Annotated in this window: 24 protein-coding genes, 1 pseudogene and 1 riboswitch; of the genes and pseudogenes, 18 read left to right on the forward strand and 7 right to left on the reverse strand. The window is 70.3% G+C overall.

Annotation, left to right across the window (positions count from 1 at the left end; genetic code table 11):
* Positions 1 to 53 precede the first annotated feature (53 nt).
* The 8 genes from gcvT to OG276_RS10580 all read left to right on the forward strand — a co-directional run bounded on the left by gcvT (position 54) and on the right by OG276_RS10580 (position 8162).
* Positions 54 to 1169, forward strand: a complete 1116-nt coding sequence (gene gcvT / locus OG276_RS10545) for a glycine cleavage system aminomethyltransferase GcvT (RefSeq protein WP_266904235.1) — start codon at positions 54 to 56, stop codon at positions 1167 to 1169.
* Positions 1170 to 1273: 104 nt separating this feature from the next.
* Complete coding sequence (gcvH, locus tag OG276_RS10550; RefSeq protein WP_266904237.1) at positions 1274 to 1654, forward strand: glycine cleavage system protein GcvH; 381 nt, start codon at positions 1274 to 1276, stop codon at positions 1652 to 1654.
* Between the two features lie 14 nt (positions 1655 to 1668).
* A complete protein-coding gene (gene glyA / locus OG276_RS10555; RefSeq protein ID WP_250746311.1) occupies positions 1669 to 2925 on the forward strand; it encodes a serine hydroxymethyltransferase in 1257 nt (418 codons plus the stop codon).
* 167 nt (positions 2926 to 3092) lie between these two features.
* Entirely contained in the window at positions 3093 to 4742 is a 1650-nt protein-coding gene (locus tag OG276_RS10560; RefSeq protein ID WP_266904242.1) for an APC family permease, read from the forward strand.
* 154 nt (positions 4743 to 4896) lie between these two features.
* Positions 4897 to 6279 carry an L-serine ammonia-lyase gene (locus tag OG276_RS10565; RefSeq protein WP_266904244.1) on the forward strand — a complete coding sequence of 461 codons (1383 nt, stop codon included), beginning with the start codon at positions 4897 to 4899 and terminating at the stop codon, positions 6277 to 6279.
* Between the two features lie 282 nt (positions 6280 to 6561).
* The gene (locus OG276_RS10570) at positions 6562 to 6876 is read left to right on the forward strand and encodes a hypothetical protein (protein ID WP_266904246.1); all 315 of its coding nucleotides are present in this window, start codon (positions 6562 to 6564) and stop codon (positions 6874 to 6876) included.
* Between the two features lie 227 nt (positions 6877 to 7103).
* Entirely contained in the window at positions 7104 to 7511 is a 408-nt protein-coding gene (locus OG276_RS10575; RefSeq protein ID WP_266904248.1) for an SsgA family sporulation/cell division regulator, read from the forward strand.
* Between the two features lie 126 nt (positions 7512 to 7637).
* Entirely contained in the window at positions 7638 to 8162 is a 525-nt protein-coding gene (locus OG276_RS10580) for a hypothetical protein (protein ID WP_266904250.1), read from the forward strand.
* 31 nt (positions 8163 to 8193) lie between these two features.
* Here OG276_RS10580 and OG276_RS10585 read toward each other — a convergent pair.
* Positions 8194 to 8304: pseudogene (locus tag OG276_RS10585) on the reverse strand (flavodoxin family protein); the annotation flags it as partial.
* Between the two features lie 71 nt (positions 8305 to 8375).
* Between OG276_RS10585 and OG276_RS10590 the strand changes: the two are divergent.
* Positions 8376 to 8657: a hypothetical protein gene (locus tag OG276_RS10590; RefSeq protein WP_266904252.1), complete on the forward strand. Its 282-nt coding sequence runs from the start codon at positions 8376 to 8378 to the stop codon at positions 8655 to 8657.
* A gap of 225 nt (positions 8658 to 8882) precedes the next feature.
* Here OG276_RS10590 and OG276_RS10595 read toward each other — a convergent pair whose 3' ends face one another.
* Positions 8883 to 9764, reverse strand: a complete 882-nt coding sequence (locus OG276_RS10595; RefSeq protein ID WP_266904254.1) for a winged helix-turn-helix transcriptional regulator — start codon at positions 9762 to 9764, stop codon at positions 8883 to 8885.
* Between the two features lie 138 nt (positions 9765 to 9902).
* Here OG276_RS10595 and OG276_RS10600 point away from each other — a divergent pair, with 138 nt between their 5' ends.
* Positions 9903 to 11159 carry an MFS transporter gene (locus OG276_RS10600; protein WP_266904256.1) on the forward strand — a complete coding sequence of 419 codons (1257 nt, stop codon included), beginning with the start codon at positions 9903 to 9905 and terminating at the stop codon, positions 11157 to 11159.
* A gap of 31 nt (positions 11160 to 11190) precedes the next feature.
* On the opposite strand, the gene OG276_RS10605 is transcribed toward OG276_RS10600, so the two are convergent.
* Positions 11191 to 11907 (reverse strand): flavodoxin family protein, encoded by a 717-nt coding sequence (locus OG276_RS10605; protein ID WP_266904258.1) that lies wholly within the window; start codon positions 11905 to 11907, stop codon positions 11191 to 11193.
* Between the two features lie 281 nt (positions 11908 to 12188).
* Positions 12189 to 12383, forward strand: a riboswitch (cobalamin riboswitch).
* A gap of 28 nt (positions 12384 to 12411) precedes the next feature.
* On the opposite strand from OG276_RS10605, the gene OG276_RS10610 reads away from it, so the two are divergent.
* The 6 genes from OG276_RS10610 to OG276_RS10635 are packed head-to-tail and all read left to right on the forward strand — an operon-like array spanning position 12412 to position 16636.
* On the forward strand, positions 12412 to 13107 hold the full coding sequence (locus OG276_RS10610; RefSeq protein WP_266904260.1) for an energy-coupling factor ABC transporter permease: 696 nt from the start codon (positions 12412 to 12414) through the stop codon (positions 13105 to 13107).
* Between the two features lie 8 nt (positions 13108 to 13115).
* A complete protein-coding gene (locus OG276_RS10615; RefSeq protein WP_266912680.1) occupies positions 13116 to 13445 on the forward strand; it encodes an energy-coupling factor ABC transporter substrate-binding protein in 330 nt (109 codons plus the stop codon).
* A gap of 3 nt (positions 13446 to 13448) precedes the next feature.
* The gene (gene cbiQ / locus OG276_RS10620; protein ID WP_266904262.1) at positions 13449 to 14198 is read left to right on the forward strand and encodes a cobalt ECF transporter T component CbiQ; all 750 of its coding nucleotides are present in this window, start codon (positions 13449 to 13451) and stop codon (positions 14196 to 14198) included.
* Positions 14195 to 15052 (forward strand): energy-coupling factor ABC transporter ATP-binding protein, encoded by an 858-nt coding sequence (locus OG276_RS10625; RefSeq protein WP_266904264.1) that lies wholly within the window; start codon positions 14195 to 14197, stop codon positions 15050 to 15052. The genes cbiQ and OG276_RS10625 overlap by 4 nt, the downstream gene beginning before the upstream one ends.
* A 15-nt stretch (positions 15053 to 15067) precedes the next feature.
* On the forward strand, positions 15068 to 16072 hold the full coding sequence (locus tag OG276_RS10630; protein WP_266904266.1) for a hypothetical protein: 1005 nt from the start codon (positions 15068 to 15070) through the stop codon (positions 16070 to 16072).
* Between the two features lie 9 nt (positions 16073 to 16081).
* The gene (locus OG276_RS10635; protein WP_266904268.1) at positions 16082 to 16636 is read left to right on the forward strand and encodes a PadR family transcriptional regulator; all 555 of its coding nucleotides are present in this window, start codon (positions 16082 to 16084) and stop codon (positions 16634 to 16636) included.
* A 45-nt stretch (positions 16637 to 16681) separates the two neighbouring features.
* Here OG276_RS10635 and OG276_RS10640 read toward each other — a convergent pair whose 3' ends face one another.
* Positions 16682 to 16894 (reverse strand): EF-hand domain-containing protein, encoded by a 213-nt coding sequence (locus OG276_RS10640; protein WP_266904270.1) that lies wholly within the window; start codon positions 16892 to 16894, stop codon positions 16682 to 16684.
* A 254-nt stretch (positions 16895 to 17148) separates the two neighbouring features.
* On the opposite strand from OG276_RS10640, the gene OG276_RS10645 reads away from it, so the two are divergent.
* Both OG276_RS10645 and OG276_RS10650 read left to right on the forward strand, forming a co-directional pair.
* Positions 17149 to 17943, forward strand: a complete 795-nt coding sequence (locus OG276_RS10645) for a tRNA-dependent cyclodipeptide synthase (RefSeq protein WP_266904272.1) — start codon at positions 17149 to 17151, stop codon at positions 17941 to 17943.
* Positions 17924 to 19162: a cytochrome P450 gene (locus OG276_RS10650; protein ID WP_266904274.1), complete on the forward strand. Its 1239-nt coding sequence runs from the start codon at positions 17924 to 17926 to the stop codon at positions 19160 to 19162. Before OG276_RS10645 ends, OG276_RS10650 begins: the two co-directional genes overlap by 20 nt.
* 89 nt (positions 19163 to 19251) lie before the next feature.
* Here OG276_RS10650 and OG276_RS10655 read toward each other — a convergent pair whose 3' ends face one another.
* From OG276_RS10655 to OG276_RS10665, 3 genes are all read right to left on the reverse strand, one after another.
* Positions 19252 to 20439, reverse strand: a complete 1188-nt coding sequence (locus OG276_RS10655) for a YncE family protein (protein ID WP_266904276.1) — start codon at positions 20437 to 20439, stop codon at positions 19252 to 19254.
* Positions 20436 to 21302: a polysaccharide deacetylase family protein gene (locus OG276_RS10660; RefSeq protein WP_266904278.1), complete on the reverse strand. Its 867-nt coding sequence runs from the start codon at positions 21300 to 21302 to the stop codon at positions 20436 to 20438. Before OG276_RS10660 ends, OG276_RS10655 begins: the two co-directional genes overlap by 4 nt.
* Positions 21303 to 21680: 378 nt before the next feature.
* Positions 21681 to 22184: an anti-sigma regulatory factor gene (locus OG276_RS10665; protein ID WP_266904280.1), complete on the reverse strand. Its 504-nt coding sequence runs from the start codon at positions 22182 to 22184 to the stop codon at positions 21681 to 21683.
* Between the last annotated feature and the right edge of the window lie 188 nt (positions 22185 to 22372).

The following is a 22372-nucleotide window of genomic DNA, read 5'->3' on the forward strand; positions in this document are numbered from 1 at the left end:
GGGGAGGAACTCCTCCTCGTCATGTCATGCCCTGGGACCCGGGAGCCACACCCATGAGCACTGCCCCCCGCCTGACCGCCCTCGATGCGCTGCACCGTTCCCTCGGTGCGACCATGACCGATTTCGCGGGCTGGGACATGCCCCTGCGGTACGCCAGCGAGCGCGACGAGCACAACGCCGTCCGCACCAAGGCCGGTCTGTTCGACCTCTCCCACATGGGCGAGATCACCCTGACCGGCCCCGAGGCCGTCAAGGTCCTGGACTACGCACTGGTGGGCAACATCTCCACCGTCGGCGTCGGCCGCGCCCGCTACACGCACATCTGCCAGGAAGACGGCGGCATCGTCGACGACCTGATCGTCTACCGCCTGGGCGAGACCGAGTACATGGTCGTCGCGAACGCCTCCAACGCCCAGGTCGTCCTGGACGCGATCACCGAGCGCGCCGCCGGCTTCGACGCCGAGGTCCGCGACGACCGCGACGCGTACGCGCTGCTCGCGGTGCAGGGTCCGGAGTCCCCGGGCATCCTCGCCTCGCTCACCGACGCCGACCTGGACGGGCTGAAGTACTACGCCGGCCTGCCCGGCACGGTCGCCGGGGTGCCCGCGCTGATCGCGCGCACCGGCTACACCGGCGAGGACGGCTTCGAGCTGTTCGTCGCCCCCGAGCACGCCGTGGAGCTGTGGCAGGCGCTGACCAAGGCGGGCGAGGGCGTCGGCCTGGTCCCGGCCGGCCTGTCCTGCCGCGACACCCTGCGCCTGGAAGCGGGCATGCCGCTGTACGGGCACGAGCTGACCACCTCCCTCACCCCGTTCGACGCGGGTCTGGGCCGGGTCGTGAAGTTCGAGAAGGAGGGCGACTTCGTCGGCCGCGCCGCCCTGGAGGCCGCCGCCGAGCGCGCCGCCTCGAACCCGCCGCGCAAGCTGGTCGGCCTGATCGCCGAGGGCCGCCGCGTTCCGCGCGCCGGCTTCTCCGTGACCTTCGACGGGCAGGTCGTCGGCGAGGTCACCTCGGGCGCCCCGTCCCCGACGCTGGGCAAGCCGATCGCGATGGCCTATGTGGACGCGGCGCACGCCGCGCCCGGCACCTCCGGCGTCGGCGTGGACATTCGCGGTACGCATGAGGCGTACGAGGTCGTGGCCCTGCCGTTCTACAAGCGGCAGAAGTAGCCCCGTACCGCACCGCACCGCGCGTCACCGCTGGTCGGCGCTTCGCGCCGGTCCCGCACGACCACCGTTCGTATCCACTCCCCCGCATCCAGGAGAATCAGGTCATGAGCAACCCCCAGCAGCTGCGTTACAGCAAGGAGCACGAGTGGCTGTCGGTCGCCGAGGACGGCGTCTCGACGGTCGGCATCACGGAGTTCGCGGCCAACGCGCTCGGTGATGTCGTCTACGCCCAGCTTCCCGAGGTGGGTGACACGGTGACCGCGGGCGAGACCTGCGGCGAGCTGGAGTCGACCAAGTCGGTCAGCGACCTGTACTCCCCCGTCACCGGCGAGATCGTCGAGTCCAACCAGGACGTCATCGACGACCCTGCCCTGGTGAACTCGGCCCCGTTCGAGGGTGGCTGGCTCTTCAAGGTGCGCGTCACGGAGGAGCCGGCCGACCTGCTCTCCGTCGACGAGTACGCCAAGCTCACCTCCGGCAACTGACCCAGGGAACCCTGATGTCTGTACTGAACACGCCCCTCCACGAGCTCGACCCGGACGTCGCCGCCGCCGTCGACGCCGAACTCGTGCGCCAGCAGTCCACCCTGGAAATGATCGCGTCGGAGAACTTCGCTCCGGTCGCCGTCATGGAGGCCCAGGGCTCGGTCCTGACCAACAAGTACGCCGAGGGCTACCCCGGCCGCCGCTACTACGGCGGCTGTGAGCACGTCGACGTGGTCGAGCAGATCGCGATCGACCGCATCAAGGCGCTCTTCGGCGCCGAGGCCGCGAACGTGCAGCCCCACTCGGGCGCGCAGGCCAACGCGGCCGCGATGTTCGCCCTGATCAAGCCGGGCGACACGATCATGGGCCTGAACCTGGCCCACGGCGGTCACCTGACCCACGGCATGAAGATCAACTTCTCCGGCAAGCTCTACAACGTGGTCCCGTACCACGTCGACGAGACCGGCGAGGTCGACATGGCCGAGGTCGAGCGCCTCGCCAAGGAGTCCAAGCCGCAGCTGATCGTCGCGGGCTGGTCCGCCTACCCGCGCCAGCTGGACTTCGCCGCCTTCCGCCGCATCGCGGACGAGGTCGGCGCGTACCTGATGGTCGACATGGCGCACTTCGCCGGCCTGGTCGCCGCGGGTCTGCACCCGAACCCGGTCCCGCACGCCCACGTCGTCACCACCACCACGCACAAGACCCTCGGCGGTCCGCGCGGCGGTGTCATCCTGTCGACGCAGGAGCTGGCCAAGAAGATCAACTCCGCGGTCTTCCCGGGTCAGCAGGGCGGCCCGCTGGAGCACGTGATCGCGGCCAAGGCCGTCTCCTTCCTGGTCGCGGCCTCGCCCGAGTTCAAGGAGCGCCAGGAGCGCACCCTGGAGGGCGCGAAGATCCTCGCCGCCCGCCTGGTCCAGGACGACGTCAAGGCCGTGGGCGTGGACGTCCTCACCGGCGGCACCGACGTGCACCTGGTCCTGGTCGACCTGCGCAACTCCGAGCTGGACGGCCAGCAGGCCGAGGACCGCCTCCACGAGGTCGGCATCACGGTCAACCGCAACGCCATCCCGAACGACCCGCGGCCGCCGATGGTCACCTCGGGTCTGCGGATCGGTACGCCGGCGCTGGCCACCCGCGGTTTCGACGCCGAGGCCTTCACCGAGGTCGCCGAGATCATCGCGCAGGCGCTGAAGCCCGCCTACGACGCCGAGGACCTGAAGGCGCGCGTCTCGGCGCTCGCCGCGAAGTTCCCGCTGTACCCGACGCTCTAGGCACCGGGTTGAGAGGGCCCGGCCTTGTTGTGCACAGGGCCGGGCCCCTTTCATGACCAAAGCCCCAGGCGGATGCGACCTATTGCCGCTGATTCTTCCAATAAATGGCAAATAGGCTCCAAATAAAGGATCGACCGCACCCCCTGGCAGGACGGACAGCACACCCCATGGACATGAGCGCAGCGAACAAGAAGGGACTCAGTCTCTTCGCCCTGATCATGATCGGCCTCGGCTCGATCTTCGGATCGGGGTGGCTCTTCGGGGCGGGCCAGGCGGCCGCGGTCGCGGGGCCCGCGGCGATCATCGCCTGGGTCATCGGTGCCGTCTTCATCGGCATGATCGCCATGTCCTACGCGGAAGTGGGCGCGGCCTACCCGCTGCCCGGCTCGATGGCCCGCTTCGGCACCATCTCGCACGGGCCGGTGCTGGGCTTCATCACCGGCTGGGCGGTCTGGATCGCCATCGCCGCGCTGATCCCGATCGAGTCCATCGCCGGTACGCAGTACATGTCCTCCTGGAACTTCGGCTGGGCCAAGGGCCTGGTCGAGAACGGCGGCCTGACCACCTCCGGCATGGCGATGGCGCTGTTCCTGACGGTCGCGCTGTGGCTGGCCTGCTACTGGTCGGTCGCGCTGCTCGCCAAGGCGAACAACCTCCTCACCCTGGTCAAGTTCGCCATCCCGGTGCTCGCCGTGATCGCCCTGATCGCCTCCGGCTTCCACACCGGCAACTTCACCGACCACGGCGGCTTCGCGCCCAACGGCTGGTCCGCGGTCATGACCGCCGTCACCACCTCCGGCGTGGTCTTCGCCTTCAACGGCTTCCAGGCCGTCGTCAACCTCGGCGGCGCCGCCAAGAACCCGGGCCGCGCCATTCCGCTGGCCCTGGTCGGCGCGCTCTCGCTCGGCCTGGTCATCTACCTGGCCCTGCAGATCGCCTTCATCGGCGGTGTGCCGCCGGAGAAGCTGGCCGAGGCCGGCGGCTGGAGCGGCATCAACTTCTCCTCGCCGTTCGCCGACCTCGCCAAGATGCTGATGCTGCACTGGGTCGTCACGATGCTCCAGTTCGGTGCCTTCATCTCCCCGTCCGGCGCCAACATCGGCAACGTCGCCTCCGCCTCGTACATGGCGCAGAACCTCGCGGACACCGGCTTCTTCCCGAAGAAGATCCGCGAGGTCCACCCGAAGTACGGCACCGCGCGTCCCGCGATGTGGCTGAACCTCGGCTTCTCGGTCCTGCTGCTGGTCACCGTCGGTCACAGCTGGGAGGCCCTGGCCAGCGTGGTCTCCGCCGCGATGGTGGTCTCGTACCTGATCGGCCCGATCGCGGTCGGCGTCTTCCGCAAGACCAAGCCCGAGCTGCCGCGCCCCTTCCGCCTGCCGGCGGCGAGCATCCTCTGCCCGATCACCTTCGCCTTCGCCGCCTGCGCCCTGTACTGGTCCAAGTGGCCGGACACCGGCAAGGTGGTGCTGCTCACCCTGGTCGCCGCCCCCATCGCGGCCGTCGTGCTCAAGCGCAAGGGCGAGAAGAACCTGGCCGGGCAGTTCGCCCCGGCCTGGTGGATGATCGCCTTCCTCCTGTGGCTGGGCACCCTGTCGGCGCTCGGCAGCAGCGAGTTCGGCGGCAGCGGGTTCATCCCCGGCGGCGTGGACATCGCGATCGTGGCCGTCTCCGCCCTGGGCTTCTACTTCTGGGCCGTACGGTCCGGGGTCAAGGCCCACTACGCGGGCCTGCCGGGCCCGGACCCGGTCCTGGACGCCCCCGCCGGGGAGGCCGACGCGGCCGACGCACCGGAGCGCGAGCTGAGCCACGCCTGAGCATCCCCCTCCCGACCCGTCCGGCGGCCGAGCTGTTCACCTCACCGCGTTAAGCTCGGCTGCCGGACAAAATCCGCAGATCGTCCCCGATCAACCCGATCAGCCCCTCCTGCCCACGCTTCCCACCCACGAGCAGACATAGGAGTCCGCAACCGTGGCCATCTCCGTCTTCGATCTCTTCTCGATCGGCATCGGTCCCTCTTCCTCCCACACCGTCGGACCGATGCGCGCCGCGCGCATGTTCGTGACCAGGCTCAAGAAGGACGGCGTCCTCGCCCAGACCGCCTCGGTCCGCGCCGAGCTCTTCGGCTCGCTCGGTGCCACCGGGCACGGCCACGGCACCCCCAAGGCGGTCCTGCTGGGCCTGGAGGGCCACTCCCCCCGCACCGTGAACGTGGAGACCGCCGACGCCGAGGTCGAGCGCATCCGCCAGACGGGCCGCCTGCGCCTGCTGGGCACGGAAATAGGTGACGGCCACGAGATCGACTTCGACGAGCCGAACCAGCTGATCCTGCACCGCCGGCGCTCGCTCCCGTACCACGCGAACGGCATGACGCTCTTCGCGTACGACGAGGCGGGCACCCCGCTGCTGGAGAAGACCTACTACTCGGTCGGCGGCGGGTTCGTCGTGGACGAGGACGCGGTCGGCGAGGACCGGATCAAGCTCGACGACACCCCGCTGAAGTACCCCTTCCGCAGCGGTGACGAGATGCTCCGTCTCGCGAACGAGACCGGCCTGTCGATCTCCTCGATGATGCTGGAGAACGAGAAGGCCTGGCGCACCGAGGACGAGATCCGCGAGGGCCTGCTGGAGATCTGGCGCGTCATGCAGTCCTGCGTCGCGCGCGGCATGTCCCGCGAGGGCATCCTCCCCGGCGGCCTGCGGGTCAAGCGCCGGGCCGCCTCCACGGCGCGCCAGCTGCGCACCGAGGGCGACCCGATGATGCACCGCAGCGAGTGGGCGACCATCTACGCGATGGCGGTCAACGAGGAGAACGCGGCCGGCGGCCGGGTCGTCACCGCTCCGACGAACGGCGCTGCGGGCGTCCTGCCGGCGGTCCTGCACTACTACATGAACTTCGTGCCGGGCGCCGACGAGGACGGCGTGGTCCGCTTCCTCCTCGCCGCGGGCGCGATCGGCATGCTCTTCAAGGAGAACGCCTCGATCTCCGGCGCCGAGGTCGGCTGCCAGGGCGAGGTCGGCTCGGCCTGCTCGATGGCGGCCGGAGCACTGGCCGAGGTCCTGGGCGGCACCCCGGAGCAGGTCGAGAACGCGGCCGAGATCGGCATGGAGCACAACCTCGGCCTCACCTGCGACCCGGTCGGCGGCCTCGTCCAGATCCCCTGCATCGAGCGCAACGGCATGGCGGCGGTCAAGGCCGTCACCGCGGCCAAGATGGCGATGCGCGGCGACGGCTCCCACAAGGTCTCCCTCGACAAGGTCATCAAGACCATGAAGGAGACGGGCGCCGACATGAAGGTCAAATACAAGGAGACCGCCCGCGGCGGCCTCGCGGTCAACGTCATCGAATGCTGACCGGCACCAGCTGAACGATTCGGGCCCCGACGCTTGGCGTCGGGGCCTTCGTCGTTTCCCCTGCCGGACAGGCGGGTTACGCCAGTAACTTCGTTCGAGATTGGGTGGGATGTGAGGTTTGGCGGTGAGTTGATCACGCTTGAGGGGGAACAAGGCAGTCTGGGCTGGTTTCTTGATGATCAAGTGCGCCAGGGTGGGCACACGACGTCGCGTCCACACCCCCGGCGGTTCGGCCAACCGTCTTGGACCACAGCCGTTTTGCTTAACTGGAGGACTTGAAACATGGCAAGCACCCGCAGCATCCGCGTGATGGCGGCCGCCGCATCGCTCCCCCTCGCCTTCGCGCTCCTCTCGGGCGTCGCCCAGGCCGACAACGGGGCCGGTGCGGCCGGGACCGCGTCGAACGCGGCCCTCGCCGGCGTCCTCGGCAGCGGGGTGGGCGGCAGCAACCTCGGCAACTCCTCCACCGCCCAGCAGGTCGCCTCGGGCTTCGGCGCCTCGAACCAGAACAACGGTGCCCAGGCCAACGGTTCGGGCTTCACCGCGATCGGCCAGTCCAACGCGCACGAGTCCTTCATCTACAACCCGCTCCCGTAGTTCCGCTGGTTCCGCCCGGGGCCCCCGCCCCGGTCACGCACGTCCGCCGAGCCCCGCCCTCCCCCCGGAGGGCGGGGCTCGGCGCGTCGGGCGAAGTCGGGCCGAGGGGCCCGGCCGGACGGGACCTTTGGCCGCGGAAGGGGGGCCCGGGGGTGGGCTAGCTTGCCCGAGTGGGCATGTCGCGACGCGTGCGCCGGCGAGACCCACCCCGAGAGAGAGGCGCCCGCATGACCGGCTCCGAACACCGCGTCCTCCCGCTGCGGCTGGAGGCCGCGCCCGCGCCCGTCCCGGTGCGGGGCGTCTTCGCGTACCGCACCGAGCGGCCGTACGAGATCTCCCTCGACTTCGAGGGTGCCGGGATGCACCTCGCGCACTGGGTCTTCTCCCGGGAACTGCTGCTCGACGGCCAGATCTGCGCCACCGGCGAGGGCGACATCCAGGTGTGGCCGCGCTGGGAGGGCACCGAGCCTCGGGTCTTCCTCGCCTTCAGCAACGGCGAGCAGTCGTGCGTGGTGTCCGCCCGGGCCAAGGACGTACAGGCGCTGTGCCGCCGGATGACCGAGCTGGTGCCGCGCGGCCAGGAACAGCGGCACTACGACCTCGACGCCGAGCTGAACGCCCTCCTGCCCAGCTGACCGGGGCGAATCCGGCGGCACGCTGCGGGACCCGGCACACCGGGTGATCCTGGTGCAACCACGACCGCAGCGGACGCGTCTTCACGGGTGACACCGTTCCCCGTCTCTCGGAATCGAGGGGACGCAATGAACCGTCCACGCCGCCGGCAGGCCACCGCACTGGGGTTGGGCGCACTGCTCACCGCCATGCTCGCCTTCGCCGCACCGGCTTCCGCCGCAGCCACCACGGCCGCATCCACCACCACAGCCACCCAGACTCCGCTCGTCGTCAATGCCCGCTGGGGCGGTCACTGCACGTACGACCGGGTGGTCATCGACCTTCAGGGCTACATACCCGAGGTCACCGTCACCCCCGTCCCGAAGCTGGTCTACGACGGGTCCGGCAAGCCCGTCCCGCTGGCCGGGCGGTACTTCCTGGAGATCCGCCTGCACCCCGCCGCCGGACACGACGACGCGGGCAACAACGTCTACCGCGGGCCCAAGCTCCTCAAGATCTACCTGCCCAAGCTAAAGGGCCTCGCCCTGACCGGCGACTACGAGGGGTACGTCACCTTCGGCGCCGCCTTCGACACCAAGCCCGCCTACACCTCGTCCAAGCTGCACTCCCCGGAGCGCTTCGTCCTGGACATCGCGCACCCGAACGTCTGCTGAGCACCCGCCGGCGGGAGGCCGGGCCGGGGGCCTACCGGTGCTCGGGATTCGGGAAGCCGAAGCGGCAGCCCGCATCCCACAAGGAGCGCCGGTTGCCGTCCGCCGGCATCCCGCCGGACCGCTTGAGCAGGGCGGCCAGATGCGTCCGCACGAAGGCTCACTGACCGAACGGCCCTTGGATGGTTGGGTGTTGGTAGTAGATTGACTGTCCCGTTGAGCCTGTATGACCTGGAGGTCTGTATAGCCGATCAGCCCGTCAAGGCGCACTTCACCGAAGACGTCACGCTTCCCGACGGCCGAAGGATTCGCGTCAGCGCCTACCCCGACGGAAGCATCCGGTTCCGTGTGGATGGCCTGCCGTACGTCCTGACCGAGGCGTACCTGACCGGGAACCCGGAGAAGAACCAGGCGATCATGAAAATCTCGCCGGGGAAGCAGGGCAGCAATGCCTCGCACAACTATGTGGAGTGGCTGGAGTCCAAGAAGCAGAGCTAGACCGTTTCGGCGGAGGACGATCGATACGGCGGCGAGATTCGGCTCTGGCGTCTGGGGCGAGCCGGCCCGGTGAGGACAAGCCCGGCACCCGCTGACCCACTGGTGGCCGGTCCGGCCCTGGTAGAGGATCGCGTTGACGATCTCCCACATCGGGCAGGCGCCCTGATGGCCGCTGACAGCGAGGGCTGACGCTCGCCCGTGACAGAACCCCACGGCGACGCGATGTCAGTCCTCCACGGCCAGGCGCCGCACCTCGGCCAGCGCCTCGTTCACCGCTGCCGGGATGTCCGTCACCGGAAAGCGCGCGTGCCGCACCGTGCCGTCGCGGTCGATGACCAGCACGATCCGCTTCAGCCGCAGCAGTTGTCCGGCACGAAAGGTGGGCAGGCGCAGGGCGGCGGCGAGGCGGAGGTCGACGTCGGAGAGGAGGGTGAAGGGGATGCCCTCCTGGTTCGCGAACACGCGCTGTTCATCGGGGCGTTGGGTGCTGACGCCGCGCACCTCCGCGCCCGCGGCGCGGAAGTCCTCGTAGGCGTCCCGGAAGAGCCGGTTCTCCAGTGTGCAGCCGACGGTGCCGGGGATGCGCGACCAGCCCTCCGGTAGGGGGCTGGGGCTCCCGGTCGCCGGATAGCAGAACAGGACGGTGGCCACGGCGTCGGCCACCGGGTCAACCGGCGCGCCGTCCCGGTGACCGGGCAGCCGCAGGCGCGGCAGCCGCAGGCCCGTCAGGTCCGCGACGCGCCGCGCCGACGCGCTCGTCTCGCCGGCGGTGCCGCTGAGAGAGCCGTCGCCGAGGAGCCAGCGGTCGGCCCAGTCCTGCATCGACAGCAGGACCGGCAGCAGGCCCCGGCCGCTCTCGGTCAGCCGGTACTCGTGCCGCGTCGGCCGCTCCTGGTACGGGACCTTCTCCAGCACCCCCGTCTCCACCAGGTGCGCCAGGCGCTCGGCGAGCACCTTCCGGGAGATGCCCAGCTCCTCCTGGAGCGCGTCGAACCTGTGGTGCCCTCGGGCGGTCTCCCGGATCAGGAGCAGGCTCCACCAGTCGCCGACCACCGCCGCGGCTTGCGCGATCGCGCAGGCGGCGTCCCGCTCGGGGATCGACCTCATCACCACGTCTCCCCTCCTGCGCGCACGGCGGCCGTTCGTCGGGACCATCTTGCGCCATGAGGTCAGTTCCGGATAGAAACTCACCTGGAGCGAGTGAGTTCCCAAAAGAGACTAACAAGACCCGGGGGTGGGCTCCGCATGAGCGGAACACAAGTGATCCACGAGCACGACCGACGCGACGACGAACGGGAGACCTCGTCGCCGGGCGTCTTCTGGCGCTACTGGGCCGCCGCCACGGTCAGCGGCGCGGGCACCGCCGTCACCGTCCTCGCCCTGCCGCTCGTCGCCCTCACCGTTCTGGACGCCACCGCTTTCCAGGTCGCCCTGCTCGCCGCCGCCGGGCAGGTCTCCTGGCTGCTGCTCAGCCTTCCGGCGGGCGTCCTCGCGCAGCGCGTGCCGCTGCGCCGACTCCAGGTCACGCTCGACCTCGTACGGTTCGCGGCGCTCGGATCACTGCCGCTCGCCTGGTGGATCGGCACACTCACGTATCCGCACCTGGTGTTCGCGGCGCTCGTCACCGGCTCGGCGACCGTGCTGTTCGACATCGGCAACTCGACCTTCCTGCCCGCCGTCGTCCCGGCCCGGCAGCTGGCCGCCCGCAACAGCGTCATGTCGGGCACGCACGCCGTCACCGACACCGGCGGCCCCTCCCTCGGCGGCGTCCTGATCGGTGCGACGGGCCCGGTCGGCGCGATCGTCGTGGACGCCGCCAGCTACCTGGCCTCCGCCGTGCTCTTGCGCACCCTCCCCGAGAGCCGCCCCGTGCCCCGCACCAGCGAGAGCGCGCTGCGGCTGATGCGCGCGGGATGGCGGTACGTCACCAAGCACCCGGTCATGCGCCCCTGCATGATCTGGGCGACCGCCGCCAACTTCCTCAACGCGGCCCTCGTCACCCTCACCCCCCTCTACCTGGTCCGCGGAGCCGGCCTCGACTCCATGCAGCTCGGTCTCGTCCTCGCCATGGACGGAGTCGGCGCGCTCGCCGGCGCCGCCGTCGCGGTCCGCGTGACCACGCGCCTCGGCACCGCGCGGGGCATCATCCTGGCCGACCTGGCCGGCGGCGCGCTGCTCCTGCTCGCCCCGCTGACCACGTCGGCGGGGGACGCGTTCTGGTTCGCCCTGGGCAACGCCGGCTTCGCCTTCGGCACCGTCATCGGCTCGATCACCACCCGCACCTACCGGCAGACGCAGTCGCCCCCGGAACTGCTGTCCCGCGTGATGGCCACGGTCCGCTTCGTCTCCTGGGGCGCGCTGCCGCTCGGCGCGCTCACCGCCGGCCTCCTCGCCACCCAGTTCGGCGCCCGTACCGCGCTCTGGACCGTCTGCGCCGCCGCCCTCCTGCCCCCGCTCTACCTCTTCTCCACCCAGGTGGGCCGCCACCGCGACCTCATCTGACGCCCTGGACCGCGTCCCTTGCGGCCCGAGCTCAACGGTGCTCGGGGTTCTCGAAGTCGAACCGGCAGCCGGCGTCCCACTCGGAGCGCTGGTTTCCGTGGGCGGGGATGCCACCGGTGTCCTTGAGCATCCTCGCCAGGTGGAGCTGGTTCCAGGTCATGAAGGTCGTGTTGCGGTTCGTGAAGTCGTTGTCCGGCCCGCCGGAGCCGGGGTCGAGGTACGACGGGCCCGGGCCGGCCTCACCGACCCAGCCCGCGTCCGCCTGCGGCGGAATGACGTATCCGAGGTGCTGGAGGCTGTACAGGACGTTCATCGCGCAGTGCTTGGCGCCGTCCTCGTTGCCGGTGATCAGGCACCCGCCCACCCGACCGTAGTAGGCGTACTGGCCGAGCTCGTTGAGGATCGACGAGCAGGCGTACAGGCGCTCGATCACCTTCTTCATGACCGAGGAGTTGTCACCCAGCCATACGGGCCCAGCCAGCGTGAGGATGTCTGCGGCCATGACTTTCGAGTAGATGACCGGCCACTCATCGGTCTCCCAGCCGTGCTCCGTCATGTCCGGCCAGACGCCGGTCGCGATGTCGAGGTCCACTGCCCTGAGCACCTCGACCTGGACACCCTGGCGCTTCATGATGCCGGTGCTGATGTCGATCAGGCCCTGCGTGTGGCTCTGTTCCGGCGACCGCTTGAGGGTGCAGTTGATCACCACGGCACGCAGGTCGTCGTGAGACATGGCGTTGTAAGTCATCGTCGCGCTCCTCCGGTAGCCACCCGTCCAGCCTCACCGGCGCCCGGCAGGCCCGCCACCCGGCCGCACCCGTCCGGGTCGTCCGGGTGGAACACGCGGCCGGAATAGTGCGGCGACGCGCGGCAGCCCGTCCTCGGCGGTCACGGGCCTACGGAACTCCCTTTTCAGCCCGGGGCATTGAGTCGGACGGCGACGACGCCGACACATGGTGTGACGCACAAGCGGAATCCGGCCGCCGCCCGGCGCGATTGGGGCGGGTTGTTACCGGTCCGCGCGGCCGACTAGGGTCAGCGGGCCTTGGTGTTCGGGAAACCGGTGGGAAACCGGTGCGGCCCTCGCCACTGTGATCGGGAAGTCCGGCTCCACTCCTGCGGGAAAGCCACTGGGCTGCGCGGGAGGTTCCGCGCTGCCCGGGAAGGCGGAGCATGGACGTCAACCCGTGAGCCAGGAGACCGGCCGGGGCGCGTTGTCCATCCACGAGGTGCTGGAGAGGTCTCCCTACTCATGCATATAGCCGAGGGGTTCCTGCCCCCTTTGCACGCGGTCGCCTGGGGCGCCGCGTCCGCCCCCTTCGTCGTCCACGGCGTCCGCGCGCTCACCCGCGAGGTGAAGGCCAACCCGGAGAGCACGCTGCTGCTCGGCGCCTCCGGAGCCTTCACCTTCGTACTGTCCGCCCTGAAGATCCCATCCGTGACGGGCAGTTGCTCGCACCCCACGGGCACCGGGCTCGGGGCGATCCTGTTCCGGCCGCCGATCATGGCGGTGCTCGGCACGATCACCCTGCTCTTCCAGGCGCTGCTGCTGGCACACGGCGGGCTCACCACCCTCGGCGCCAACGTCTTCTCCATGGCCATCGCCGGGCCCTGGGCGGGCTACGCCGTCTACCGGCTGCTGCGGAAGTCCGGTCTCCCGCTGATGGTGACCGTGTTCTTCGGCGCCTTCTTCGCCGACCTGGTCACCTACTGCGTCACCAGCGTGCAGCTCGCCCTGGCCTTCCCCGACCCGGCCTCCGGATTCCCGGGCTCGCTCGCGAAGTTCGGGGGGATCTTCGCGGTCACGCAGATACCGCTGGCGGTGAGCGAGGGGCTGCTGACCGTCCTGGTGATGCGGCTGCTGATGGCGTCGAGCAAGTCGGACCTGGTCCGGCTGGGCGTCGCGAAGCTGACCTCCGCCCGTACCGAAGAGAAGGCGGCGGCCTGATGAGCGGGATGTCCAAGAACGCGAAGATCAACAGCCTGCTGCTGCTCCTGGTGGCGGCGCTGGCCGTGCTGCCGATCGCCCTGGGGCTGGGCGAGGGCAAGGAGGAGCCCTTCGCGGGCGCCGACGCTCAGGCGGAGACGGCGATCACCGAGCTGAAGCCGGATTACGAGCCCTGGTTCTCCCCTCTGTACGAGCCCCCCTCGGCCGAGATCGAGTCCGCGCTGTTCGCCTTGCAGGCGGCGCTGGGCGCGGGCGTGCTCGCGTACTACTTCGGCGTCCGCAAGGGCCGCCGCCAGGGAGCGGCCGCCGCCGCAGCCGCCACCGCCCCGGAGGCCTAGGCGGTGCTGCCGATCGACGTGGCCGCGCACGGCAGTCGCTGGCGCGGCCGGCACCCGCTGGAGAAGGCACTGCTCGGGATCGGGCTGACCGTCACCGCCGTGTGCCTGCCGCCCTGGCCGGGCGGGCCGCTGGTGGCCGCCGCCACCCTCGTCGTGCTGCTCGGCCCGGCCGGGGTGGCCGGCCGGCAGCTCTGGCGGGCCTTCCGGATCCCGCTCGGCTTCTGCTTCACCGGGGCGCTGCCGCTGCTGTTCGCGGTCGGCGGCCCGGCGGGGCCGGTGTCCCTGGCCCCCGACGGCCCGCGGCTCGCCGCCGAACTGCTGCTGCGCACCTCGGCGGCCTCGCTCGGGCTGCTGCTGTTCGCCTTCACCACCCCGGTCTCCGACGTACTGCCCCGACTGGTCCGGGCCGGGGTGCCGGCCCCGGTGGTGGACGTGGCCCTGGTCATGTACCGGATCGGCTTCCTGCTGCTCGACTCCATGGCCCAGGTCCGCCGGGCCCAGGCGGCCCGGCTCGGTCACACCGGCCGGGCGGCGGTGTGGCGCTCCCTGGCGGGGCTCGCCGCCACCTCCTTCGTACGGGCCTTCGACCGCGCGGCCAAGCTCCAGGCGGGGCTGGCCGGACGCGGCTACGACGGCGCGCTGCGGGTCCTCGTACCGGAGGCGGCCCTGTCGTGGCGCTTCCTGGCGGCCACCGCAGGGCTGCTGGCGGCCCTGATCACCCTGACCCTCACCCTGAAGGGGCTCTCCCTGTGAACGCGTCGCCGAACCCGTCGCCGGACCCGTCACCGAACGCGGTGGTGGAGCTGTCCGGCGCGGGCTACGCCTACGAGGACGGCCCGGCGGTGCTGACCGGCGTCGACTTCGCCATCGCGCCGGGCCGGGCGCTAGCCCTGCTGGGCCGCAACGGCAGCGGCAAGACCACGCTGATGCGGCTGCTGAGCGGCGGCCTGCGGCCCGGCGCGGGATCGCTGCGGCTGGACGGCACGGAGGTCTCGTACGGCCGGGCCGGACTGACCCGGCTGCGCACGTCCGTCCAGCTGGTGGTGCAGGACCCCGACGACCAGCTGTTCGCGGCCTCGGTGGAACAGGACGTGTCCTTCGGCCCGATGAACCTGGGACTCCCCGCTCCGGAGGTCCGTGCCCGCGTGGACTCGGCCCTCGCCGCACTCGACATCACGCACGTCCGGGACCGCCCCACGCACCTGCTCTCCTACGGCCAGCGCAAGCGCGCGGCGATCGCGGGGGCGGTGGCGATGGCTCCGCGCGTACTGATCCTGGACGAGCCGACGGCCGGCCTGGACCCGGACGGCCAGGAGCGGCTCCTCGACGTCCTCGCGGGCCTGCGCGCCGCCGGCACGACGGTGGTGATGGCCACCCACGACGTGGACCTGGCGGTCCGCTGGGCCGACGACGCGGCGGTCCTGACCCCGTCCGGCATCCGCTTCGGCCCGGCCGAGGCGCTCCTGTCCGACCCGGACCTGCTCACCTCGGCGGGGCTGCGCCCGGCCTGGTCCCCGGCGGTCACGGCCGTCCTGCGGGCCCACGGCCTGCTCGCTCCGGACTCCCCCGGCCCCCGAAACCCGGAGGCGCTGGCCGCCTGGCGGTAGGTAGGTTGCGCGTCCATGAAGACGCTGAAGGCAACCTCGGAGCCGAAGTCCCTCTTCTGGGAGGGCGAGGACCTGGTCGACCCGATCGGGGGCTTGCGCCGCTGGGCGCCGGACGGGCGCGAACACGACTTCCGCCCCGTGCTCTCCTACCGGTTCGACCGCGCGGTGCGCTCGCCCTCGGGGCGCTGGACGGTGGTCTACGAGGAGCGCGGCACCAAGGCCCTCCTCCTCGAAGGGGCGGAGATCGTCCGCGAGTTGGACCGGAGCTTCTACCACGCCGAGGAGTACGACTACCCGGTCGCGCTCGGCGCACTGCCGGACGGCCGTGAGGTGCTGGTGCACTGCCCGGACCAGTTCGACATCCTCGTGACCGAGGACGCGGCCACGGGCGAACGGCTGACCCCCGCCGCCCGGTACACACAGGACGTCTTCCACTCCCGGCTCGCGGTGAGCCCGGACGGGCGGCGGCTGCTGTCCGCGGGGTGGGAGTGGTATCCGTTCGGCGCGGTTCGGGTCTTCGACCTGGCCGCGGCGGTGGCCGGCGCCGCCGAACTCGACTGCTGGGGACGGGTGTCCCGGCCCCAGGGGGTGGACGGCGAGGTCGTCGCCGCCTGCTGGCTGGACGGTGGCCGAGTCGCCGTCGCCTCCGGCGAGGAGGTGCTCGGTGACGAGCGCCGCGAGGACGACGAGGAACCGGTGGCCCTGGGCCCGCGCGAGATCGGCGTGTGGTCCGCCGCCGAAGTGCGGTGGCTGCACCGGAGCCGGCTCGGGTTCACGGCGGGGACCCTGCTCGCCTGCGGCGGCGACCGGGTGGTCAGCCTCTGCGGGCACCCCCGCCTCGTGGATGCCAGTACGGGCGCCGTCCTGGCCGAGTGGCCCGAGGTCCCGGTGTCGCGCCGGGAGGGGTCCTACGGGGTCCCGCACGTCCCGACCCCGGTCGCGGCCCTGCACCCCGACGGGATCCGGCTGGCCGTCGCCGTGGAGAACGGGATCGCGGTCCTCGACCTGCCGCAAACCTAGGATGGCCGCATGTCGCTCCCGCACGCCATCCTCACCGCCCTGCTCGAAAAGCCCTCGTCGGGGCTGGAGCTGACCCGGCGGTTCGACAAGTCGATCGGGTACTTCTGGTCCGCGACGCACCAGCAGATCTACCGCGAACTCGGCCGGCTGGAGGAGTCCGGGCTGATCCGGGCGCTGCCCAGCGAGGGGCCCGTACGGGGGCAGAAGAAGGAGTACGAGGTGCTGCCCGCCGGGAGCGGGGAGCTGGCGCGGTGGGTCGGGGAGCGTCAGGATCCCAAGCCCGTGCGCGATCCCCTGCTGCTGCGGATCCGGGCGGCGGCGGTGGTCGGGCCGCAGGGGCTGGCCGCGGAGCTGCGGCGGCATCTGGAGCTGCACCGGGCCCAGTTGGCCGTGTACGAGGGCATCGAGGAGAAGGATTTCCCGGCCGGGCGGGACTCCGAGGAGGACCGGCTGCGGCGGGTCGTGCTGCACGCGGGAACCGGGCTGGAGACCTTCTGGCTGCGCTGGCTGGAGGAGGCCCTCGCCGAGGTGGAGGGCATGGCGGCCGGGCCGCGGCAGGCCTGACGCGCGCACCCCGGCCCGGCAGGGGCCAGGGGGCGGCGCGGGGGCTTACTTGTTCAGGGAGGCCCAGAACTCGTCGAAGCTGAGCAGGCCGTCGTCGTTCGAGTCCTTGGCGGCGATCACGGCCTCCGCGACCGGGCCGGTGACGTACGGGTCACCCATCGCCGCCATCGCCGAACGGAACTCGTCGGCCGTCACGAAGCCGTCACCGTTCACGTCGAACTTGCCGAACGTCGTCCGTGCGCTCTCGATGTCCGCCACTGGGTCCACCCCTTCTTGGTGCTTGTTGACCGGCTCAGGGTAGCGGCACGCCCGACCCCCTCACGCCCCGGGTCCCGTTCGAGCGGCAGATAGATATTCAATTACTCTTCCGTAGTGCGGAAGCGATAATTCCAGCCAACAATTCAAGCCTCCACTTGTCACGCTCCGGGGCCACGGCATAACGTAGCGACATTGCCGCCACACCGGGAGCGCAGGGCTCCCAGGGACAAGCGGCAACAAGGGCGATCACACAGGTGACGATCACAGCTGACGCATCATTCGAAGTTCTGCCCTTCACCCGCACTTGCCACCACATCTGGGAAGACGGCGACCATGTGCTCATCGGAGTGAGTCCTGGAAACAGCTACTTCAGCTCCGAGCGCATATCCGACCTCGCCCGATGGGCCACGACCCGCTTCGCACAGGTCGACTTCGTGTACGCAGACCTCCACGTGGACCGGATGTTCGCAGCCTTCGGCTACACCCCGGAACACGCCGAGAAGCGTGCGACGAAGGAAATCAAGGCAGTGCGGCGAAGGATTCTCAAGGGCGTGGAGGAATCAGGACCTCCGCACGCAGAGATCCGAGTGAGGGCACTTTCGGAGTTCCAGACGAACCCCGTCTACCAACTTCTGCACCGACGCGTACTCCATTTCCTGGAGACCGACGAAGAATTCCGCAAGGGCTGCGAGGAAATGGCTCTGCACTTCGTCGGATCCAAGTTGCCGGAAGGTGAATCAATCACCGACGCACAGTTGCAGGTGTGTTTCGATTACATGGCGGCCGAGCTGCCGTTCTTCATCGACACCCCGAGCATTCTCGACGTGCCGTCCTCCGTGGCGGCCTACCACGTCAAGATGCCGATGACCGACCTCCTCTTCTCGCGCGGTGGGGGCCTGCGCGCGACGAGGAACCAGGCATACGCCGTGGTACGGCCCGAAGCGGCAGAAAGCGCGCAGAGCAACCCGAACGACCCGAACGCAACCACGAACACGCACGCGCACACCGCACCAACCGAAGGGACCGTCGATGAGCGTCGAGCAGCTTGAGGGCACCGGACTGACCGCCGAGCCCCTCATCGACTTCCCTCTCTCGCGGCGCGGTGACGTGCTCCCCGAGGAGTGCACCTGGCTGCGCGAGAAGGCGCCGGTCGCGAAGGTCCGTACCCTCACCGGGGACCCGGCCTGGCTGGTGAGCAGCTACGCGCTGGCCAAGCAGGTGCTGGAGGACGAGCGTTTCAGCCTCAAGGACACGGCCAATGCCGGCGTCCCGCGCCAGTACGCGCTGACGATCCCGCCCGAGGTCGTCAACAACATGGGCAACATCAACAGCGCCGGACTGCGCAACGCGGTCATGAAGGCGCTCAACCCGCGCCAGAAGGGCCTGCAGGACTGGCTGCGCGCGAAGGCCGGCGAGCTCATCGACGAGCTCGTCGCCGAAGGGGGGCCCGCCGACCTGCGGGCCGCTTTCGCCGATCCCTTCTCCGCGGCCATGCACTGCCAGGTGCTGGGGGTGCCGTTCGAGGACTGGCGGCGGCTGATGTCGGGGCTGGACGTCGCGTTCATGACCGCTCGCGAACCGTTCGCCGACTCGGCGCTCAACTGGTACAAGGACGTCGGCTACTTCGAGGACCAACTGAAGGCGCAGCTGGCGCTGCCTGCCGAGGAGCGTACGGGGCTCCTCGGCAAGTTCGCCGAGCTGAAGGAGGCGGACCCGGAGTCGGCGCACCTGACCGACGACATGTTCGCCACCGTCGCCGTCTCGCTCTTCGGGGCCGGCGCGGTCTCCACCTCCGCATTCCTGACCCTGGCGGTCCTGGCGCTGCTGCAGAAGCCCGAGCTCATCGGGTACCTGCGCAAGCACCCGGAGCGCATGGGCAAGGCCGTGGACGAGCTGCTGCGCTGGAACCTGTCCGTGGGCGACGGCCTGCCGCGCATCGCGATGGCGGACATCCAGGTCGGGGACGTGCTGGTCAAGGAGGGGGAGCTGGTCCTCGTCCTGTTGGAGGGGGCCAACTTCGACCCGGAGGCCTTCGAGAACCCCGACGAGCTGGACCTGGAGCGCGAGAGCTCCAACGCCAACCTCGCCTTCGGCGCCGGCCGGCACTTCTGCCCGGCCTCCGCGCTGGGCCGGGCGCACGCCGAGATCGCGCTGGAGGTGCTGGTCGAGCGGCTGCCCGAGCTGCGTCTCGCGGTGCCGGCGGAGAACCTCGTGTGGCGGACCGGCTTCATCAAGCGCCTTCCCGAGCGGCTCCCCGTCGCCTGGTGAGGAGACGGCGGTGAGCGGTCCAGAGTGCCCCGGGAGCTGTGCGAGCTCCCGGGGCACGGCCGTTTCCCGCGCGCTCGACCGTTCGCGGCCTACCGGAAGATGCCGGTGTGGCCGAGGGAGTAGCGGCCGGGCTGCGGGTAGACGGCGAGGCCGTGCGGTCCGCCGCCCACCGGGATCTTGGCGAGCTGCTTGCCGGTGGTGGTGTCGATGGCGTAGACCTCGGAGTTGTAGCGGCCCGAGAGCCACAGCACCTTGCCGTCGGCGGAGACCCCGCCCATGTCGGGGCTGCCGCCGTCGGGCAGCTCCCACTTCTTGGTCAGCTTGTTCTGCGTGAAGTCGAAGACGGAGACCGACCCTTCGCCGCGGTTGGAGACGTACATCTCCTTGGAGTCGCGGCTGACGTAGAGGCCGTGGCAGCCCTTTCCGGTGGGCAGCAGCTTGGGGGTCTCGAACTTGTCGCCGCCGAGCACCCACATGCCGTGCGCCATCATGTCCGCGACGTAGAAGGTCTTCCCGTCCGGGGAGACCTTGACGTCTTGCGGCATCGCGCCCTCGAAGGGCAGTTTCTGCTGGCCGACGACTTCCATCTTCTCGGTGTCGACCTTGAGCAGTTCGCCGGAGAACTCGCAGCTCACGATGAAGTAGCGGCCGTCCGCCGAGAAGTCCGCGTGGTTGACGCCGAAGCAGGTCACGGGGACGGTCTTCACGCGGTCCATCGTGTGCGGATCGCGGAAGACCAGTTCCTTGTCCATCGAGGCCATGACGATCGCGTACTTGCCGTTGGGCGTGAAGTACAGGTTGTACGGGTCGTGCACCTCGACGGGCTTGCCGGCCTCGCCGGTGGCCGGGTTGATCGGGGTGAGCGTGTGGCCCCGGTTGTTGTTGACCCAGAGGGTCTTCATGTCCCAGGAGGGGACCACGTGCTGGGGCTGGATGCCGACGGGGATGGTGTCGATGACCTTGTACGTGACCGGGTCGATGACGGACACCGTGTTGGAGCTGGTGTTCGGCACGTACACGCGGGACGGGAAGTCCTTGACCACCGGGGAGAGCTTGTTCGGGCGGTCGGCCGCGTACACGTCGTTCGGATCGAGGAGCGGCGGCATTCCGGCCAGGCCCGGGGGCACGGCCGGTACGGCCTTGACGGGCGCGGCGGGCCCCTTCGTGCCGAGGGCCTCGGCGGGTCCCTTGTCGGCCGCTCCGCAGCCGGTCAGGGCGGCGAGGACCAGACCGGCCAGCAACGCGGTGGCCTTCCGGGGAAGGCGGGTGGTCGTCATGGGGTCAGCAGCTCCGTGGTGGTCACCGCGCGCAGTTTGCGGCGTGCGAGTTCTTCGAGGAGGGGTGGCATCGCGTCGACCGTGTCCGCGTAGCCGAAGTGCAGGCTCACCACCGATCCGCCTTGGATCGGGCCGATGACGGTGCGGATGACGGCCGCGGCACCGGGCGAGGTGAAGTCGAGGGAGTCCACGTCGTACGACAGGACGTGCGGGTAGCCCGCCCGCTGGGCCAGTTTTCGCACCAGGGGGGTGGCGTACTGGGTCTGGGACGGGCGGAACCAGGTGCCGATGGATCCGGTCAGCCGTTTGAGCCGGTCGGCGCAGCCGGTGATCTCGGCGTACGCCTGCTCCTCGGGCATGGTGTTGATCGCGAGGTGGCGCTGAGTGTGGTTGCCGAGCTCGTGGCCGCCGTCCAGGATCCGGCGGGCCATCTCCGGGTGGGCGTCGAGCCAGGCGCCGATGGCCAGTACGGTGACCCGCGCGCCCGCCCGTTCCGCCTCGGCGAGCACTGCCTTGGCGATGGCGGGTTCGCCGTTGCCGTGGAAGGTGAGCGCGACGCCGGGACGGCCGCGGGGGCCGTGTCCGATCTCCACGGGCTGACCCGCGAACCGGCGCGGGGCGGCGGCCGCCTTGGCCCGGGCCGGCGCCTTGTCCGGGGCGGCCTTCGCCGGGGCCGCGGGGCCTGCGGGGGCCGTCCCGGAAGCGGACGGCCCGGGGGCGGCGGGGGCGTCCGTGCCACAGGCGGAGGCGAGGAGGCCGGCGGCGACCGCCGCGCCGGCACGGAGAGCGGATCGGCGGTCCGGGTAGCAGAGCACCCGCCCATTTAAGGGGTGGATGCCCGTGTAGGCATTGATTGACCCCATTCGGGACCTTCGACCGAACCGGGGCGCCCCGCTCACTGTCCGCTATGTGATCAACGATTCACACAGAGCAGCCGATCTTTACTCGTTGATTACGAGGTCAGTGGCCCACCTCACCTAAGATTTAGGTAGAAAGTCTTAGGATATGCACACTTATGTCCAACTTGGGACTTTTGGCATTTGGTCCCTCGTCTGCCATAGTCGGAATCACGGCTTCCCGTTGACCCGAGCGAAGTCCTTGCCGAGGATCACACCCCCTTCGATCCTCGGCACACCCATGAAACCCCCGCAGCGCCCCACAACGGCGACAGGGGGTTTCTGGCGTTCGGGGTCGGTGCGCGGCGGTCGGGCAGCGGCCGGGGGCGGCAGCCGGGGCCGGACTCAGCGGTCGGCGACCCGCATCTCGAACCAGGTGATCTTTCCGCGCGGCAGCAGGTCCGCGCCCCAGCGGTCCGAGAGCTTGTCGACGAGGAACAGCCCCCGGCCGGTGGTGTCCATCTCGTGGACCGGCATGAGACAGGGCAGCCCGCGCGAGGGGTCGCGCACCTCCACGCGGATCCAGCCGCGCCGCCTGACCATCCGTAAACCGAAGGACCGGGCCCCCGTGTGGCGGACGGCGTTGCCCACGAGTTCCGAGACGAGCAGGACCGTGTGCTCGGCGATCTGCGGCGAGAGCCCCCACAGGCGGACGACCACGCACTGCGTGAGCCTGCGGGCGGTGCTCGCCGACTCGGGCATCGACGGCAGCGTCACTTCCGCCTCGGCCGGATTCCCGTACAACTCCAGCGCCTTGAGCCCGAGTTCGTCCTCCAGGGCCGCCGTGAGCCGTACCGCGGAAGCGCTACTGCGCTGCCGCGGCTGTTCCACACCCTCCAGACCCGCCATGCACCCATCATGGAGGGCCGGTCAGGCCGTTCGGGCCGTTCCGCAGGAAAAGACCCCCCGGGATCTTTGATTCCGAGGGGTCCTCCTGGCATATGCAATCGGCAACCCGGAGCCCATCACGCCCCGCTGACCTGCGGTGACGCACCGCGAAAGGACGATCACCGAGAGTGGATCACCGGCTTGGCTTA

The sequence above is a fragment of the Streptomyces sp. NBC_00086 genome, assembly GCF_026343255.1.
Taxonomy (GTDB): domain Bacteria; phylum Actinomycetota; class Actinomycetes; order Streptomycetales; family Streptomycetaceae; genus Streptomyces.